Annotated in this window: 13 protein-coding genes and 5 tRNA genes; all 18 read left to right on the top strand. The window is 49.9% G+C overall.

Features of this window, described 5'->3' with window-relative positions; all coding sequences use genetic code 11:
• The first annotated feature begins 486 nt into the window (after positions 1–486).
• The 18 genes from queA (at position 487) to rpoC (ending at position 16,657) form a co-directional block, all read left to right on the top strand.
• Positions 487–1,557, top strand: coding sequence for a tRNA preQ1(34) S-adenosylmethionine ribosyltransferase-isomerase QueA (gene queA, locus F4Y64_07590; protein ID MXX97459.1), 1,071 nt, complete (start codon positions 487–489; stop codon positions 1,555–1,557).
• Positions 1,558–1,560: 3 nt separating this feature from the next.
• On the top strand, positions 1,561–2,229 hold the full coding sequence (ispD, locus tag F4Y64_07585) for a 2-C-methyl-D-erythritol 4-phosphate cytidylyltransferase (GenBank protein ID MXX97458.1): 669 nt from the start codon (positions 1,561–1,563) through the stop codon (positions 2,227–2,229).
• Positions 2,230–2,233: 4 nt separating this feature from the next.
• Positions 2,234–2,722: a 2-C-methyl-D-erythritol 2,4-cyclodiphosphate synthase gene (locus F4Y64_07580; protein MXX97457.1), complete on the top strand. Its 489-nt coding sequence runs from the start codon at positions 2,234–2,236 to the stop codon at positions 2,720–2,722.
• Between the two features lie 7 nt (positions 2,723–2,729).
• Positions 2,730–3,347 (top strand): DedA family protein, encoded by a 618-nt coding sequence (locus F4Y64_07575; protein ID MXX97456.1) that lies wholly within the window; start codon positions 2,730–2,732, stop codon positions 3,345–3,347.
• Between the two features lie 54 nt (positions 3,348–3,401).
• Positions 3,402–3,474 (top strand) — tRNA-Thr (locus F4Y64_07570).
• A gap of 73 nt (positions 3,475–3,547) precedes the next feature.
• A tRNA-Tyr gene (locus tag F4Y64_07565) sits at positions 3,548–3,629 on the top strand.
• Between the two features lie 5 nt (positions 3,630–3,634).
• Positions 3,635–3,707: transfer RNA gene (locus tag F4Y64_07560), tRNA-Gly, on the top strand.
• Between the two features lie 15 nt (positions 3,708–3,722).
• Positions 3,723–3,794 (top strand) — tRNA-Thr (locus tag F4Y64_07555).
• Between the two features lie 32 nt (positions 3,795–3,826).
• Positions 3,827–5,017 carry an elongation factor Tu gene (gene tuf / locus F4Y64_07550; GenBank protein MXX97455.1) on the top strand — a complete coding sequence of 397 codons (1,191 nt, stop codon included), beginning with the start codon at positions 3,827–3,829 and terminating at the stop codon, positions 5,015–5,017.
• A gap of 15 nt (positions 5,018–5,032) precedes the next feature.
• Positions 5,033–5,108, top strand: a tRNA-Trp gene (locus F4Y64_07545).
• Between the two features lie 13 nt (positions 5,109–5,121).
• The gene (gene secE, locus F4Y64_07540; protein MXX97454.1) at positions 5,122–5,319 is read left to right on the top strand and encodes a preprotein translocase subunit SecE; all 198 of its coding nucleotides are present in this window, start codon (positions 5,122–5,124) and stop codon (positions 5,317–5,319) included.
• A gap of 17 nt (positions 5,320–5,336) precedes the next feature.
• A complete protein-coding gene (gene nusG / locus F4Y64_07535; GenBank protein ID MXX97453.1) occupies positions 5,337–5,906 on the top strand; it encodes a transcription termination/antitermination factor NusG in 570 nt (189 codons plus the stop codon).
• A gap of 98 nt (positions 5,907–6,004) precedes the next feature.
• A complete protein-coding gene (gene rplK / locus F4Y64_07530) occupies positions 6,005–6,445 on the top strand; it encodes a 50S ribosomal protein L11 (GenBank protein ID MXX97452.1) in 441 nt (146 codons plus the stop codon).
• 57 nt (positions 6,446–6,502) lie between these two features.
• Positions 6,503–7,213: a 50S ribosomal protein L1 gene (locus F4Y64_07525; protein ID MXX97451.1), complete on the top strand. Its 711-nt coding sequence runs from the start codon at positions 6,503–6,505 to the stop codon at positions 7,211–7,213.
• Between the two features lie 4 nt (positions 7,214–7,217).
• Entirely contained in the window at positions 7,218–7,748 is a 531-nt protein-coding gene (locus tag F4Y64_07520; GenBank protein ID MXX97450.1) for a 50S ribosomal protein L10, read from the top strand.
• Positions 7,749–7,819: 71 nt separating this feature from the next.
• On the top strand, positions 7,820–8,200 hold the full coding sequence (locus F4Y64_07515) for a 50S ribosomal protein L7/L12 (GenBank protein MXX97449.1): 381 nt from the start codon (positions 7,820–7,822) through the stop codon (positions 8,198–8,200).
• A gap of 85 nt (positions 8,201–8,285) precedes the next feature.
• A complete protein-coding gene (gene rpoB / locus F4Y64_07510; GenBank protein ID MXX97448.1) occupies positions 8,286–12,290 on the top strand; it encodes a DNA-directed RNA polymerase subunit beta in 4,005 nt (1,334 codons plus the stop codon).
• A 47-nt stretch (positions 12,291–12,337) separates the two neighbouring features.
• On the top strand, positions 12,338–16,657 hold the full coding sequence (gene rpoC / locus F4Y64_07505; GenBank protein MXX97447.1) for a DNA-directed RNA polymerase subunit beta': 4,320 nt from the start codon (positions 12,338–12,340) through the stop codon (positions 16,655–16,657).
• Positions 16,658–16,666: the final 9 nt, after the last annotated feature.

The raw sequence follows: 16,666 nt of genomic DNA, 5'->3' as shown, positions 1-16,666 counted from the left end.
AAACCCAATAAAAATGGAAAAAATAATTTGTTAAAATTGTGTTTTACTCTTGTTAAAATCGCAACATGTTTTTTTGTTTTTTTTAGCAAAATCCACCCCTTCCCCCCACCCCCCCCCCCCAAAAAAAAATGTTCCGGTTCGGGCTTGATGTGCAGGATTTTACTTCGTGTTAGATGATTTCATATTCGACTCCGTGGAATTCTGAGCAAGCAGATATTGCTCTGGAAGTACCTAGAGTTATGTTTTCCAGGTTGGAGGAGGGTTTTGCAAGAGTCGCCAGGGTTTTTGGCTTTTACACGTCGAGGGCCTTCTTCTTCAACAGGGATGGTTTTGCAGGAATACAAAGAGATCCATTTGCTGACGGGAACATGGAGACAGAATTAGGGTAGCCTATGCATGTCTGCTAAATTTATTCCTGTGAGGATCGTGCCCGCGATCTAGTTGACGGCAATTTTTTCAACGACTTAAAAGCCATACCAAACCTGAATGCTGAGAACGGGGATTGAGCGTCTAAAGCTGAGCCACTTCAAATATGATTATCCGAGAGAGCTGATTGCGAAATACCCGGCTGATCCAAGAGATTCATCACGTATGATGGTGGTAAACCGGGCGAAAGGGACGATAGAACATCGTCATTTCCATGAAATCGGAGATTATTTTTCAGAGGGGGATATTCTTGCTGTCAACGACACCAAAGTATTTCCTGCTAGGTTGCGGGGCAAAAAAGAAAAGACTGGTGCAGAGATTGAAGTCTTTCTGTTGAGGGAACTCAACTCTCAGAGTAGACTTTGGGATGTCATCGTTGACCCTGCTCGCAAGATCCGGATTGGGAACAAACTTTTTTTCAGCAACGGGCTGGCGGCCGAGGTCATTGATAACACAACTTCCCGCGGCCGCACGATCCGTTTTGATTGTGACGGGGATAATGAGTTGCTCTATCGTATGATTGACGAGGAGGGGATCACACCGCTACCACCTTATATAAAAAGGGAAGTGGAGGCGGCAGATGTTGCCCGCTATCAGACGATTTTTGCTAAACATCGCGGGGCCGTCGCCGCGCCGACTGCGGGACTGCATTTCACCCCCAGGCTCGTGAATGAACTCATCGAAAAAGGGATTCAGGTTGTCCCCATAACTTTACATGTCGGGCTAGGTACGTTTAGTTATGTCGGTGTTGAAGACCTGACCAAGCATCGAATGAACTCTGAATACTATTCAGTGCCGGAAGTCACGGCGGATGCCGTGAATGGGGCACTAGATTCAAGTGTCAACCACGTGACTATTTGTGGGACAACTGTAGTCCGGGCCGTAGAAACTAGTTTGACAGTGTCCCGTCACCTGAAAGCCAAGTCAGGCTGGACCGATAAGTTTATCTATCCTCCCTACGAATTTGCCGTTACCGAGCGGCTGATCACTAATTTCCATATGCCAGCCAGTACGCTTATGATGCTTACGGCTGCATTTACGGGCTATGAGCTTCTTAGGGAAGCCTACGAGGTTGCTATCAAAGAAAAGTATCGCCTGTTTTCCTTTGGTGATGCCATGTTGATCATCTGATTGATGGTTGCTGTGATCATTCCAGCAGCAGGATCGGGTTCACGTTTAGGCGGCTTACCTAAGCAGATGCGCCTTTTGGGTGACGCTCCGATGCTGCTTCATACTGCGCAGGTTTTTGACCGACATCCCGGTGTTTCCTTTCTCGTGGTCGTTGGGCCGCCGAAGAACCTCGATGTGATAGAAGGAATACTTACACCGTTGGAAAAACCCTATCAGGTAGTAGCAGGAGGTGCAACTAGGCAAAAATCTGTGGAGGCCGGATTGAAGGTGGTTAACGAATCCACAAATATCGTGCTGGTTCACGATGCTGCACGTCCGTTTATTTCTGCGCAGATTATCACGAAGGTGATTGAATCTGCAAAGATCGCAGGTGCTGCTGCAGTTGCAATGCCGGTGACGGATACCGTGCGTTACGGGGAAGATGGCTCTTTTACTAAAACAATTTCTCGCGACGGGCTTTATGCAATGCAAACGCCACAGGGATTTAAGTATGATCTTCTGCAGCGGGCATTTTGTCAGGTGGAGGGCATTTCACAGGCTACCGATGATGTTGCTTTAATGGGACACATTGGACAGTCTGTTCAAATCGTGGAGGGAGATCGGTGGAACGTCAAAATCACCACACAGTCCGACTGGGAATGGGCACAGCAGATGTGGAAAAAAAGAACCTGATACGATGAGTACTAGAGTAGGGATTGGGTATGATGTTCATCAACTCGTCGAGGATCGACCTCTGATCATTGGTGGGACAGAGATCCCTCATTCAAAGGGGTTGGCGGGGCACTCGGATGCTGACGTATTGCTGCATGCCATCTGCGACGCTCTCCTGGGTGCAGCAGCATTGGGGGATATCGGGATGCATTTTTCCGATTCTGACACACGCTGGAAGGGGGTAGATAGTCGTATACTGCTTCGCAAGGTGAAAGAGATGGTGTTGGGTGCAGGATATGAACCTGTCAATATAGACGCTTCGGTCGCTCTCGAGCGCCCGAAGCTGCGTTCTTATATCGACCGGATGAGGCAGGTCATTGCCGAGGATCTGGCCATAGACCAGAATCAAATATCAGTCAAAGCCACGACCTCCGAGAAACTGGGCATCGTCGGACGTGAGGAAGCAGCCGCAGCCTGGGCAGTGTGTCTGCTTACAGGATCTGCTAGGCAATAGGTTAGCGATGGAACAGTTCTTTGCTGAACTTCTGGAAAGGACGACGGAAGTTCCGGTAATCTGGGGATATACATTGGTTTTTTTCATTGCTTGGTTGGAGAATGTCTTTCCTCCAATTCCAGGGGATGTACTTGTCGTTTTTGCGGGATATCTGGCAGCAATTGGCCCGATGGCCATTTTCCCGGTGATCGCATTTAGTACACTGGGAGGCATTCTTGGCTTTATGTGCATGTATTATATCGGGCGCTATGGTGGACCAAGACTCCTTGAATCACGTGCGCTACGCTGGCTGCCGAGTGAATCAGTTTCCCGCATTCAAAATTGGCTCCAGACTTGGGGATACACGGTCGTTGCAGCGAATCGGTTCTTGAGTGGAGCACGCACAGTTATCGCCTTTACAGTCGGCATGAATCGAATGCCGGCTTTGCCTGTGGGGCTTCTGGCTTCTCTGAGCGCAGCGGTCTGGGTGACACTGATCGCTGTACTGGGGTATGTTGTCGGGGATGAATGGGAACGCGTGGTTGACTATATAGCACGTTATGGACGAGTGATCTCAGTACTGATTTTTCTGTTTCTTGTCTGGCAGTTGTATAAAGCAATTCGACGAATTCGCCAGAAAGGTTGACTATTTTATATTTGTTGCGTATAACCGTAGGCTGTAGTGTAATGGGGCTTTGCTGCTGGCGTAGCTCAGTTGGTAGAGCAGCTGATTTGTAATCAGCAGGTCGGGGGTTCAAGTCCCTTCGCCAGCTCTGTATGATGTTTTAATAAACCTGAAAGACATAAGAGCGAATAATTTTCAACAATACAACCAGTTTTTGCATTGGGCAGGTACCCAAGTGGCCAACGGGGGCAGACTGTAAATCTGCTGACTTAGTCTTCGGAGGTTCGAATCCTTCCCTGCCCACCCCAGCGGGAGTAGCTCAGTTGGTAGAGCATCAGCCTTCCAAGCTGAATGTCGCGAGTTCGAGCCTCGTCTCCCGCTCAATTGTTTTTAATGGCCGCCTTAGCTCAGGGGTAGAGCACTTCCATGGTAAGGAAGGGGGCCTCGGTTCAAATCCGAGAGGCGGCTCTGCATTGACCAACTAGATTATCAGCTAAACAATGGCAAAGGAAGTTTTTCAGCGTACGAAGCCCCATGTGAACGTGGGGACGATCGGACATGTGGACCACGGGAAGACGACGTTGACGGCGGCAATCACGCGCGTGTTGAATGATCGTTACGGAGGGACGGAGATCCGTTCGTTTGATTCGATTGACAATGCCCCGGAGGAGCGCGAGCGCGGGATCACGATCGCGACGGCGCATGTGGAATACGAGACGGGGAACCGTCACTACGCACATGTGGACTGTCCGGGCCACGCGGACTATGTGAAGAACATGGTGACGGGCGCAGCGCAGATGGACGGGGCGATCTTGGTGGTGGATGCATCGGATGGCCCGATGCCCCAGACGCGGGAGCACATTTTGCTGGCGCGTCAGGTGGGAGTACCGTACATCGTGGTGTTCATGAACAAGGTGGATTTGGTGGATGACGAAGAGTTGTTGGAGTTGGTGGAGATGGAGATCCGTGAGTTACTGGATGCTTATGAATTTCCGGGGGATGACATTCCGGTGGTTCAGGGTTCTGCCTTGGGGGCATTGAACGGAGAGTCGGAGTGGGAAGAGACGGTGTTATCGTTGATGAAGGCCGTGGATAATTATGTACCGACACCGGAGCGGGACAAGGACAAGCCGTTTTTGATGCCGGTGGAGGATGTATTTTCGATCACGGGTCGTGGGACAGTGGCGACCGGTCGCGTGGAGCGCGGGATCGTCCGCACGGGGGAGAAGGTGGAGATTGTGGGGATTCGGGAAGAAAAGACGGATACGACAGTGACAGGGGTGGAGATGTTCAGGAAGATTTTGGATGAAGGCCAGGCGGGGGATAATGTGGGGTTATTGCTTCGGGGGATCGCGAAGGATGGCGTGGAGCGAGGTCAGGTGATTGTTCATCCGGGTTCGATCAAGCCACATCGGGAGTTTACGTGTGAGGTGTATGTGTTGAGCAAGGACGAGGGGGGGCGTCATACGCCCTTTTTCCCGGGGTATCGACCGCAGTTTTATTTTCGAACGACGGATGTGACGGGGGACATTGAGTTGCCGTCGGGGACGGAGATGGTGATGCCAGGGGATAACACGCAGTTCAAGGTGAAGTTGATTCAGCCGGTGGCGATGGAGCAGGGGCTTCGGTTTGCAATCCGTGAGGGCGGCCGGACAGTCGGTGCCGGTGTCGTCACCAAAATTCTTGACTAAATATCATACGAATAAACGGGTGTAGCTCAACTGGCAGAGCAGCGGTCTCCAAAACCGCAGGTTGTGGGTTCAAGTCCTACCACCCGTGCCAAACAGTAGAGTAAATGAAGAAATTAGCTGTCAAAACTCGGAGTTACCTCGAAGAAGTCGCTACAGAGATGCGCAAGGCCAGTTGGCCTCAAAGAAGAGAGTTGATCAATCATACGGTGATCACGCTCGTGGCCAGCTTTGTGCTTGCATTATTCATTTTTGGTGCAGATCGAGTGATTAGCCGAATCCTCGATTTGATCTACCCAGGTTAATATTTTTATAGACGAACATGAATCGGTCACTGAAACCCGAATTCAGGTGGTATGCCCTGCAGACGTTCTCGGGGCATGAGAAAAAGGTGAAAGAGTATATCATTGAGACCATCGAGCACGAAGGTCTTGGTGATCAGGTCCGGGAAATTCTGATCCCAACCCAGAATGTCTTTGTCATGCGCGGTGGAAAAAAGCGCACGCGTGAAAAAACGGATCTCCCTGGTTATATGCTGGTGAATGCTGCACTTGATAAGCAGCTGGTTCATGTATTCAAAGAGCAAATCTTCAAGCAAAAGAGGGAGGCGATCAAATGGTTGCCTACACGCGACCATCCAGAGCCGCTATTAGAGGAGGATATCAATCGGATTCTCGGCCGCATTGATGAGGCCAGAGAGGCGGGGGATAAACCGGAAATCCCCTATGCAACGGGTGATTCGATTCGCGTGATTGATGGTCCATTCAATAATTTTTCTGGAGTCGTGGATGATGTATATCCAGATAAAATGAAAGTCCGGGTGATGGTCTCCATCTTCGGTCGAAAAACCCCGGTTGAATTGGATTATTTACAGATCACTCCTGAAGAATAGAAATATTTTCGAGAGTCCTCAGAAATTGGGAACCCAGTTGATTTGTATCCGTAACATCGGGCTACGCCTAAATTTCCGTGCTTACCCAAAGATCAATTATGGCTGCAGGAAAACCCGTTGAAAACCTTATCAAGCTTCAAGTCAAGGCTGGGCAGGCGAATCCGGCTCCACCCATTGGCCCCGCACTCGGGCAATACGGCTTGAATATCATGGATTTTTGTAATCAGTTCAATGCGGCAACCAAGGATCGCATGGGGCTGGTGCTTCCCGTGGTGATCAGTGTCTATGCAGACAAGTCCTTCTCCTTCATCGTCAAAAGTCCCCCTGCTGCAGTGCTTTTGTTGCAGGCGATTGATGCCAACAAGGGTGCAGATGATTCCATCCGCAATAAAGTTGGTACCGTGACCTGGGATACTTGCCGTGATATTGCACAGAAAAAAATGGATGACCTGAACGCGTTTGATCTGGATAAAGGGGCGGCTATGATTGCCGGGACTGCTCGGTCAATGGGAATTATTGTGACGGGACGTCCGGCTTAGGTATTGCTTATCTCCGGCAAGTAGATCTGTAGGAAATTATTTAATTGTAGTACTACAATGGCAAGGAAAGGAAAACGTTATCAGAATGCTTCGAAGGTGATTCAGGAGGCAGGGGGTGGTCCATTCACATTGCAAGAGGCTGCAGACGTACTCAAGAGTATTAAGACTGCGAAGTTTGACGAATCAGTAGATTTGGACCTACGACTTGGTGTGGATCCACGTCATGCTGACCAGATGGTTCGTGGGAGTGTGGCGTTACCCCATGGAACAGGAAAAGAAATCCGGGTTCTTGTCCTTGCAAGTCCTGACAAACAGGAAGAAGCTACATCTGCTGGAGCGGATCACGTAGGTCTGGATGACTATGTTAAGCGCATTCAGGAGGGCTGGACAGATATTGATGTAGTGATTGCCACTCCAAACGTAATGTCCAAGATCGGCCGCCTAGGGCGGGTACTGGGTCCAAGGGGACTGATGCCTAATCCCAAAAGCGGAACGGTTACGATGGATGTTGCTGGCGCAGTGAAGGCCGTCAAGGCTGGGAAGATAGATTTTCGCGTTGATAAGCAGGGGAACCTGCACACCGGGATCGGGCGTGTATCTTTTTCAGCAACCCAGATTGAAGAAAATGCACGGGCATTTCTGATGGAAGTGTTGCGCCTGCGCCCCGCATCCGCAAAGGGTGCATATGTTCGTTCGATCACCTTATCCACCAGTATGGGGCCCGCCGTCGAAATATCGTGCGCGGAAGCCATTAATGTTGCTCGATAAATAGATGTCCGTGACCAGAGCTCAAAAAGAAGAAGAAGTTGCGCTTTTAACAGAAAAGCTGGAGGATAATCCTTCAGTTTACGTGACTGATTACAAGGGACTCAATGTGGAAGAGGTCAGTCATTTACGCCAAGTCTTGCGTGATGCTGGGGTGGAGTACCGCGTAGTCAAAAACACGCTGTTGAAGCGTGCGATGAAGAGTACCGGTGGCTATGATGCGGCGTTTGACTATTTGTTTGGTCCTACCGCGGTAGCGATTAGTGTTGAGCCGAGTGCTGCAGCGCGAGCGATCAAGACATTCAGAAAAAAATCTAATCAAGATCTCCCCAAACTAAGAGCTGCCATCGTGGATGGAGTCCTTTTTGAGGGGAGTCAGATTGATGCATTAGCTTCTCTGAAGTCCAAAGAGGAGTTATTGGGTGAAGTGGTAACACTTTTGCTTTCACCAATCCAAAATGTTGTGTCCGCAATTGAATCTCAGGGGAGCCATCTGATAGCGATCCTGGAATCATTGCAAGACCGTGACGAGGCTTAAACAGCCATAACCCCTTAATCTGCGGCGCAGCTTTTGCCGGCTGAGACCGCCGCCGGAAAACTTATGAAATCATGGCAGAATTAAAAGAATTAGCTGAACAGTTGGTATCCCTTACAATCAAAGAAGCCAGCGATCTGGCTTCCCTCCTGGAGACGGAGTATGGCATTAAGCCCGCCGCTGCGGCGGTGGCGGTGGCCGCTCCAGGCGCTGGTGGCGGCCAAGATGACGCTGCTGAAGAGCAGACCGCTTTTGATGTCGTTCTCAGCGGCTTTGGAAGCAGTAAGATCGGGGTCATCAAAGAGGTGCGCGCGATCACTGGACTGGGCTTGAAAGAAGCGAAGGCATTGGTTGACAGCGTACCTGCTCCCGTCAAGGAGGGTGCTTCAAAAGAAGAAGCCAACGAAATAAAAACACGTCTCGAAGCCGCAGGTGCCGAGATCGAAATTAAGTAGGTTTGATCCTCTCAGCAACACCTGAGCACCGCTCCTGGCAAACTGTTTGCCGGTGACCACATTTATTACCAGCCCCTAGGCATACATGTCCAATAAGAATGGCCAGCATGCAACGCGAGTCAACTTCGCTCGCTCGCGTCCCGTTTTGGATTACCCGGATTTCTTGGGTGTACAACTTGAATCTTACGAGGACTTTGTACAAGCAAAGCTTCCCCCTGATCAGCGCTCGGAAGAAAAAGGATTGCAACAAATCTTTTTGAGTCATTTTCCGATTGAGGATACCAAGGGTCGCTATATCCTGGAGTTTATTGATTACTCGCTTGGTGCCTCAAAGCATTCGATTGAGGAATGTCTTGCACAGGGATTGAATTACGCAATCCCTCTCAAAGCGACCCTGCGGCTTTCTGCAAAGGAGGACGAAAACGAGGACGAGGCGGAAGAGGCAGTTGAGCAAGAAGTATACCTAGGAGATTTGCCCGCGATGACTTCGCGCGGCTCGTTTGTGATCAATGGTGCGGAACGCGTTGTTGTTTCGCAGTTGCACCGGAGTCCTGGTGTATTCTTTGGACGTGCAATTCACCCTAATGGGACAGAGCTCTTTTCTGCACGCATTATCCCGTTCCGGGGCTCCTGGATCGAATTCTCCACGGATGTGCAGAATGTGATGTGGGCGTACATTGACCGTAAGAGGAAGTTACCAGTAACGACGCTCTTGCGGGCGATGGGGTTTGGAGAGACGGATGAGGTCATTCGTTTGTTTGATCTGGCAAAAGGTGCGAGCACAACCCTTAAGCGGGAGTTCAAAAAATTGATTGGCTCGAAGTTGGCATTCGATGTAACTCGAAAAGTTGTTCCCATCCGTGTGATTGACGAAAAAACGGGTGAGCTTCTTGGGTATAAAGAACGTGAAACCGGTTTTGACATCGAGTATCAGTCGCGTGACGTAGGTGAGTTTGTTGAAGTTATTGACAAACAAACCGGTGAGATGATTGAGCACATTGACAAAGAAACTGGCGATGTGATTGAGTACATCAATCAGGCAACGGGTGAGATCATTGAAGAAAAGATCAATCGAGTCATCTTGCCTGCAGATCATGAACTTGAAGAGGAAGACTGGACTGCTCTACGGAACTACAAGGTAGATCAGGTCTACCTGCTGCATGAGGAAGATGATGATGGTGTCTTGGATATCAGCACATTGATCAAGACGCTCAGGCGCGATCCGGCAAGTAACCAGTCGGAAGCACTGGAAGAGCTGTATCGGGTGCTGCGCGATAGTGATCCTCCGGACTCTGACGCGGCCAAAAATATACTTGACCGACTCATTTTCAATGAGAAGCGATATGACCTGGGAGCAGTCGGACGCTATCGTATCAACAAGCGCCTAGGGCTGAATGTCCCCCCGGAAACCGTCACGCTCACGCAAGAAGATATTGTTACCATTATCCGCAGGCTGCTGGAGTTACGCTCTGAACAAACCGGACTGGATGATATTGACCACCTGAGCAACCGGCGAGTACGTACGGTGGGAGAGCAATTGGGAGCCCAGTTTTCGCTTGGGTTGGCTCGCATGGCTCGCACGATTCGTGAGCGAATGAATGCGCGGGATGCAGATTCGTTGACGCCTCAGGATCTGGTCAATGCAAAGACGATTTCGAGTGTAATCAACACGTTCTTTGGTACAAACCAGCTGAGTCAGTATATGGATCAAACGAATCCATTGGCTGAGTTAACACATAAGCGCCGGATGTCGGCATTAGGTCCCGGAGGACTGACACGGGAACGTGCCGGATTTGAAGTTCGTGACGTACACTACACACACTACGGACGGCTTTGCCCGATTGAAACCCCGGAAGGTCCGAATATTGGACTGATCTCTTCACTTTGTGTGCATGGACGAATCAATCATTTCGGGTTCATTGAAACGCCCTATCGGCGGGTCGACGATAGCAAAGTAACCGATTCCATTGTCTATCTCTCTGCAGAGGAGGAAGATGAAGCAGTCATTGCGCAGGCTAATGCCCGCATTGATGAGGACGGCTGCTTTCTGGATGAATTGGTGCGGTGTCGCCATCGAGGAGAATTTCCGTCGGAACGACCGGAGCGGATTCAGTTCATGGATATCGCTCCAAATCAGATTGTTTCGCCGAGCGCGTCAATTATTCCATTTCTTGAACATGACGATGCAAACCGTGCGTTGATGGGATCAAACATGCAGCGACAAGCGGTTCCGTTGCTTCGTGCGGAGGCACCAATCGTGGGTACAGGATTGGAAGGGCGCGTCGCAAGAGATTCGCGAGCTGCCCTAGTCGCTGAAGGAAAAGGGGTCGTTGAGTATGTTGATTCGACACGGATTGTAATTCGGTATAACCAGTCTGCTGTCGAACAGAAAGTAGCATTCAAGGAGCCGGTGACCGAATATATGCTTACTAAGTTCCGGCGTACGAATCAGGACACGTGTATCAATCAGAAGCCGATCGTCAAGGTCGGCCAGAAAGTGGAAGAGGGTACGGTTCTGACGGATGGCTTTGGAACCGAGAATGGAGAGCTGGCACTTGGTAAGAATGTATTGGTAGCCTTTATGCCTTGGCGAGGCTACAACTTTGAGGATGCAATCGTACTCTCCGAACGCCTCGTTTCAGAGGATGTCTTTACTTCCGTGCATATTGAAGCCTTTGATCTACAGGTCAGAGAGACGAAGCGCGGACAGGAGGAGCTTACACGCGAGATTCCCAATGTGTCGGTTGAAGCGACCAAAGATCTGGATGAGCGTGGAATCGTACGAGTTGGTGCGGAGGTAAAGGCAGGGGATATCATTGTCGGGAAGATCACTCCAAAGGGGGAGACCGATCCCACTCCTGAAGAAAAGCTACTTAGAGCAATCTTTGGTGATAAGGCAGGTGATGTGAAGGATGCTTCATTGAAAGCACCTCCTGGGATGGAAGGTGTGGTCATTGACACACAACTCTTCAGTCGACGCAGTTCCGATCCTGAATCAAAGAAACGCGAACATCAGCAACTTGCCGAGATCGAAAATACCTTCGAGCGTGAATTAACGAAGTTGCAAGTGGAATTCTCGGAGAAATTTTTTGAACTTTCGAAGGGATGCACTGCAAAAACTAATCTTGAGTCTCAGCACGGCGAAATTGTCGTGTCGGAAGGTGCAAAAATTCTGGAATCAGACTTTAAGGATGTCCAACCATATGAGTTGAATCCACATTTCTCAGTGAAAGGGAAACGCGGGGCAGACAATCATCTGAAGAAGTTGTTTGAGAATTTCAATAAAGCCTTCGATCAGATTGATGCCAAATTCAAACGTGAGCGCCATCGGGCACAAATGGGAGACGAACTCTCTCCAGGAATTGTCCAACTCGCTAAAGTCTATGTGGCCAAGAAGCGTAAGATTCAGGTAGGAGATAAGATGGCCGGGCGACACGGCAACAAGGGGGTAGTAGCTCGTATTGTTCCGGTGGAAGACATGCCATTCCTTGAGGATGGTACGCCGGTTGATATCGTACTCAACCCTCTTGGAGTCCCCTCCCGAATGAATTTGGGGCAGATTTATGAGACCCTTCTTGGCTGGGCAGGTGCGAAGCTAGGGAAGCGCTTTGCAACGCCAAGTTTCGATGGGCCAACGATGCAAGACCTGATCGAAAATATGGAGGAAGCAGGTTTACCCGTGGACGGAAGGACGCAGTTGTATGATGGCTTGACGGGGGAACCGTTCGACCAAAAGACAACGGTTGGCCAAATTTATATGCTGAAGCTTAGCCATTTAGTCGACGATAAAATTCATGCCCGCTCCATTGGCCCGTATAGCCTCATCACCCAGCAACCGCTGGGAGGTAAGGCACAGTTTGGTGGTCAGCGGTTGGGAGAAATGGAAGTCTGGGCAATGTATGCCTATGGAGCTTCCAATGTATTACAGGAGATGCTCACCTATAAGAGTGATGACGTTCATGGCCGATCAAAGGCATATGAATGTATCGTTAAGGGTGAGAATATGCCATCGGCTGGTATCCCGGAGAGCTTTAACGTGCTCGTCCGGGAGCTTCAGGGACTCGGTCTCGAGGTGTCACTTGACCAGTAAGATTGGTCGTTACCCATTCAACTCTAAATAGCCAGGTTGACCGCATTATGCCGTACGGGAATACCCCATCACAGAGTAAAGCTTTTTCATCCATCACCATTAACCTTGCTTCGCCAGAGACAATTCTGGATCGGAGTCATGGTGAGGTTCTTAAGCCGGAGACGATTAATTATCGCAGTTTTAAGCCCGAGAAGGATGGGCTGTTCTGCGAGCGCATTTTTGGTCCCGTCAAAGATTGGGAGTGCTACTGCAGCAAGTACAAACGCATTCGCTACAAGGGAATTATTTGTGATCGCTGTGGTGTGGAAGTGACCCAAAAGAGTGTGCGACGTGAGCGCATGGGGCATATTGCCTTGTCTGTTCCTGTTGTGCATATCTGGTACTTCCGTACTATGCCGAACAAGATTGGGCACCTGCTCAATATTCGGACGAAGAAGCTGGAGAAAGTCATTTACTTTGAGGAATATGTGGTTGTCCAGGCCGGGTGCGCCGCTGAACATGGAATTGAGGACAACCAACTTCTGAAAGAAGAGGACTATTACGAGATCCTGTACAAGATCAGAGAAGACAATAATCGTCTCTCTGATGATGATCCCGAGAAGTTTATTGCGATGATCGGGGGTGAGGCGATTGAATTTATGTTGAAGCGCCTTCGATTGGAAGAGCTTTCGCATGAGCTCAGATTTCAGATCAAGACGGAAAGCAGCCAGCAGCGCAAAGCAGATGCGATTAAGCGTCTGACTGTGGTGGAGGCCTTCAGAGATGCGAATCGGCGGTTAGATAATTATCCAGAGTGGATGGTCCTGCGTGTGATTCCTGTAATTCCGCCTGAGCTACGCCCTCTGGTTCCCCTGGAAGGTGGCAGGTTTGCTACGAGTGACCTGAATGATCTTTACCGCCGAGTGATCATTCGCAACAACAGGCTGCAACGCCTGATTGATATTAAAGCGCCGGAAGTGATACTGCGGAATGAAAAACGGATGCTTCAGGAGGCTGTGGACAGTCTATTTGATAATTCCCGAAAGGTAAATGCAGTGCGCAGCGATTCGAATCGGGCATTAAAAAGCCTTTCGGATATGCTCAAGGGGAAGCAGGGACGCTTCCGCCAGAATCTGTTGGGGAAACGCGTAGACTACTCTGGGCGCTCCGTCATTGTGGTAGGCCCGGAGCTTGATTTGCACCAGTGTGGTATCCCGAAAGAAATGGCTGTCGAGTTATTTAAGCCATTTGTGATCAGAAAGCTGATTGAGCGAGGCATTGTCAAAACCGTGAAAAGTGCCAAGAAGATCGTTGACAAACGAACGTCAGAGGTCTGGGACATTCTGGAAAAAGTAATTCAGGGACGTCCGGTTATGCTGAACCGAGCACCCACGCTCCATCGACTGGGTTTTCAGGCATTCCAGCCGGTCCTGACAGAAGGAAAAGCGATCCAGCTACATCCCCTTGTGTGTACGGCATTTAATGCTGACTTTGATGGGGACCAGATGGCTGTTCATGTCCCATTGGGGCATGATGCATGCATGGAGGCAATGATTTTGATGTTGTCAAGCCACAACATCCTCTCGCCAGCTCATGGTGGTCCCATTACAGTACCGACACAGGATATGGTTCTTGGTCTGTACTACCTGACAAAATCACGTTCGGGTTGCAAAGGGGAGGGGATGAAGCTTTCCTCTTTATCAGAGGTCCGACAGGCCTTTGATCAGCAAATGGTTGATGTTCATGCCAAAATCAAGGTCCGATTGAGTACGGGAGAGGTCATCGATACAACGGTCGGCCGCGTATTGTTTAATGAAGTTGTGCCGGATGGTGTGCCCTATATCAATGATGTGCTGACGAAAAAGAATCTGAGGCGTATCATCGGAGAGGTATTGACGGCGACAGACTTCCCACAGACTGCTCGTTTTCTGGATGAAATTAAGCGGGCTGGCTTTGAGCGTGCGACAACGGCTGGACTCACCTTTTCACTGGCAGACATCGTTGTTCCAGATAAAAAGATGGACCTCATCAACACGGCGGAGACCGAGGTTGCCAAGGCCTATGATAATTACGAGGAAGGCTATATCACTGATAATGAGCGCTATAACAAGGTTATAGATATCTGGACCCGGACGAACAATAGCGTATCTGAGGTTCTCTTTGATACGCTGAAAGAGCATGAAGATGGCTTTAATGCAATCTACATGATGGCGGATTCAGGCGCTCGTGGTTCAAAAGAGCAGATCCGGCAATTGGGGGGAATGCGTGGGCTTATGGCGAAGCCGCAAAAAAGCTTGGTTGGCTCTGCAGGCGAGATCATCGAAAACCCGATTGTGTCAAATTTCAAGGAAGGATTGTCGGTGCTGGAGTACTTCATCTCAACACACGGTGCACGAAAAGGCCTTGCAGATACGGCCCTCAAAACTGCGGATGCCGGTTATTTGACTCGTCGTCTTGTAGATGTAGCACAGGATGTGACGATTACGTCATATGACTGCGGTACATTGCGAGGGATTGGAATTACTTCACTCAAGGACAATGAGACGGTCGTGGAACCACTAGCGGACCGGATTCTTGGCCGCGTATCATTGCATGATGTGCGTGATCCACTTACGGATCAAGTGATTGTGCTTGCCAATGAGATGATTGATGAAGAAAAGGCCAAGCATATTGCGGGAACCAGCATTGAACGGGTAGAAATTCGTTCCGTCCTTACCTGCGAAGAGAAGCGGGGCACATGTTCTTTGTGTTATGGGCGTAACCTGGGTACCGGGCGGCTTGTGGAGTCGGGGGAGGCAGTCGGTATTGTGGCAGCACAATCCATTGGTGAACCAGGTACACAGCTGACCCTGCGTACGTTTCACGTTGGTGGGACCGCCAGTCGGATTGAGGCAGACAGCACAATCAGAAGCAAATTCGGAGGCCGGGTGGTCTTTGAAAATTTGCGCACGGTTTCACTTGAGAGTGCCGATGGCCCAGCGGAAATTGTTCTCACCCGACAAGGTGAGATTCGCATCGTTGACGAGGAAAATCGACAGCTGTTTGCGTCCATCATTCCGTTTGGTGCCGAAGTCCTTGTATCAGATGGGGAAATGGTGGATAAGGACGCGGTTCTTGCCGGTTGGGATCCCTACAATAGTGTGATTTTATCTGAAGTGTCTGGCTCTATCCAATTCCAGGACATTATTGAAGGCACAACATTACGGGAAGAATCTGACAAGTTCATTGGCCGAAAGGATAAGGTAATTATTGAGAGCAGAGAGCGTTCACTCACTCCTGCACTTCGGGTATTTATGGATGACGATAGTCATCGGGAATATCCGTTGCCGGTTCGTGCACGATTACAGGTGAATGAGGGAGATTTTGTGCAGGCGGGCGAAGTATTGGCAAAAATCCCGAGGCAGTCGGCCAGGACTCGTGATATTACAGGTGGCTTGCCTCGTGTGACTGAACTTTTTGAAGCACGGACACCAACCGACGCTGCTGTAGTCAGCGAGATTGATGGGGTAGTGAGTTTTGGTGGCAGGAAGCGTGGTGCACAGGAAGTTATCGTCACGAGTCGTGATGGGATAGATGAGCACTCCTATCTTGTTTCGCTGCAGAAGCATATTCTGGTCAATGAGCATGATTTTGTTCGTGCCGGGGATGCGCTTTCGGATGGACAGATTTCCCCAAGGGATATCCTTCGAATTAAAGGTGCTCGAGCAGTGCAGGAATATCTCGTGAATGAGATTCAGGAGGTATACAGGTTGCAGGGGGTTGCCATCAATGACAAGCACATTGAAGTAATTGTGCGTCAGATGATGCAGAAAATACGTGTTACCGATCCAGGCGATACAACACTTCTGGAAGAGGAAGGAATCGCACGATTCCAGCTTGAAGAGCTCAACGATGCCCTTTATGACAAGTTTGTGGTTACGGATGCAGGAGACTCGGGACTGCGTATCGGTTCTCTGGTAGATCGACGCCAGCTGCGAGAGGTGAATTCAGAAATGAAGCGACGGGATATCAAAGAGGTTACTGTACGTGAAGCGCAGCCCGCTGTTGGGGAACCAATACTTTTGGGGATCACGCAGGCAGCTCTTGCGACTGACTCGTTCATATCGGCCGCCTCATTCCAGGAAACTACCAAGGTGCTCACAGAGGCAGCAATCGCAGCGAAAGTTGACCCGCTTTACGGACTCAAGGAAAATGTAATTGTTGGCCACTTGATTCCAGCCGGAACGGGACAACGTCGATTCCGCGATATTGTGGTCGGCTCCAAGAGTGAACTGGAAGAACTGCAAGCCTCAATTAGTGCTGACATTGAGCAGTCTGCAGGAGGCGATTCAGCTCCCAGCCAGCCCCCGATCAAGAGGGTCAAGCCGGTGCTGGAACTCAAGGTTTAGTTGGCCTCG

The sequence above is a fragment of the Rhodothermaceae bacterium genome, from assembly GCA_009838195.1.
GTDB lineage: Bacteria > Bacteroidota > Rhodothermia > Rhodothermales > Bin80 > Bin80.
This window is presented reverse-complemented; position numbering and strand designations above follow the sequence as displayed.

What these genes read in the sequence shown, in the direction of transcription:
- queA (MXX97459.1), top strand. Translation starts at nt 487, where the DNA reads ATGCTGAGAACGGGGATTGAGCGTCTAAAGCTGAGCCACTTCAAATAT.
- tuf (MXX97455.1), top strand. Translation starts at nt 3,827, where the DNA reads ATGGCAAAGGAAGTTTTTCAGCGTACGAAGCCCCATGTGAACGTGGGG.
- secE (MXX97454.1), top strand. Translation starts at nt 5,122, where the DNA reads ATGAAGAAATTAGCTGTCAAAACTCGGAGTTACCTCGAAGAAGTCGCT.
- F4Y64_07525 (MXX97451.1), top strand. Translation starts at nt 6,503, where the DNA reads ATGGCAAGGAAAGGAAAACGTTATCAGAATGCTTCGAAGGTGATTCAG.
- F4Y64_07580 (MXX97457.1), top strand. Translation starts at nt 2,234, where the DNA reads ATGAGTACTAGAGTAGGGATTGGGTATGATGTTCATCAACTCGTCGAG.
- rpoC (MXX97447.1), top strand. Translation starts at nt 12,338, where the DNA reads ATGCCGTACGGGAATACCCCATCACAGAGTAAAGCTTTTTCATCCATC.
- rplK (MXX97452.1), top strand. Translation starts at nt 6,005, where the DNA reads ATGGCTGCAGGAAAACCCGTTGAAAACCTTATCAAGCTTCAAGTCAAG.
- F4Y64_07575 (MXX97456.1), top strand. Translation starts at nt 2,730, where the DNA reads ATGGAACAGTTCTTTGCTGAACTTCTGGAAAGGACGACGGAAGTTCCG.
- ispD (MXX97458.1), top strand. Translation starts at nt 1,561, where the DNA reads ATGGTTGCTGTGATCATTCCAGCAGCAGGATCGGGTTCACGTTTAGGC.
- nusG (MXX97453.1), top strand. Translation starts at nt 5,337, where the DNA reads ATGAATCGGTCACTGAAACCCGAATTCAGGTGGTATGCCCTGCAGACG.
- F4Y64_07520 (MXX97450.1), top strand. Translation starts at nt 7,218, where the DNA reads ATGTCCGTGACCAGAGCTCAAAAAGAAGAAGAAGTTGCGCTTTTAACA.
- F4Y64_07515 (MXX97449.1), top strand. Translation starts at nt 7,820, where the DNA reads ATGGCAGAATTAAAAGAATTAGCTGAACAGTTGGTATCCCTTACAATC.
- rpoB (MXX97448.1), top strand. Translation starts at nt 8,286, where the DNA reads ATGTCCAATAAGAATGGCCAGCATGCAACGCGAGTCAACTTCGCTCGC.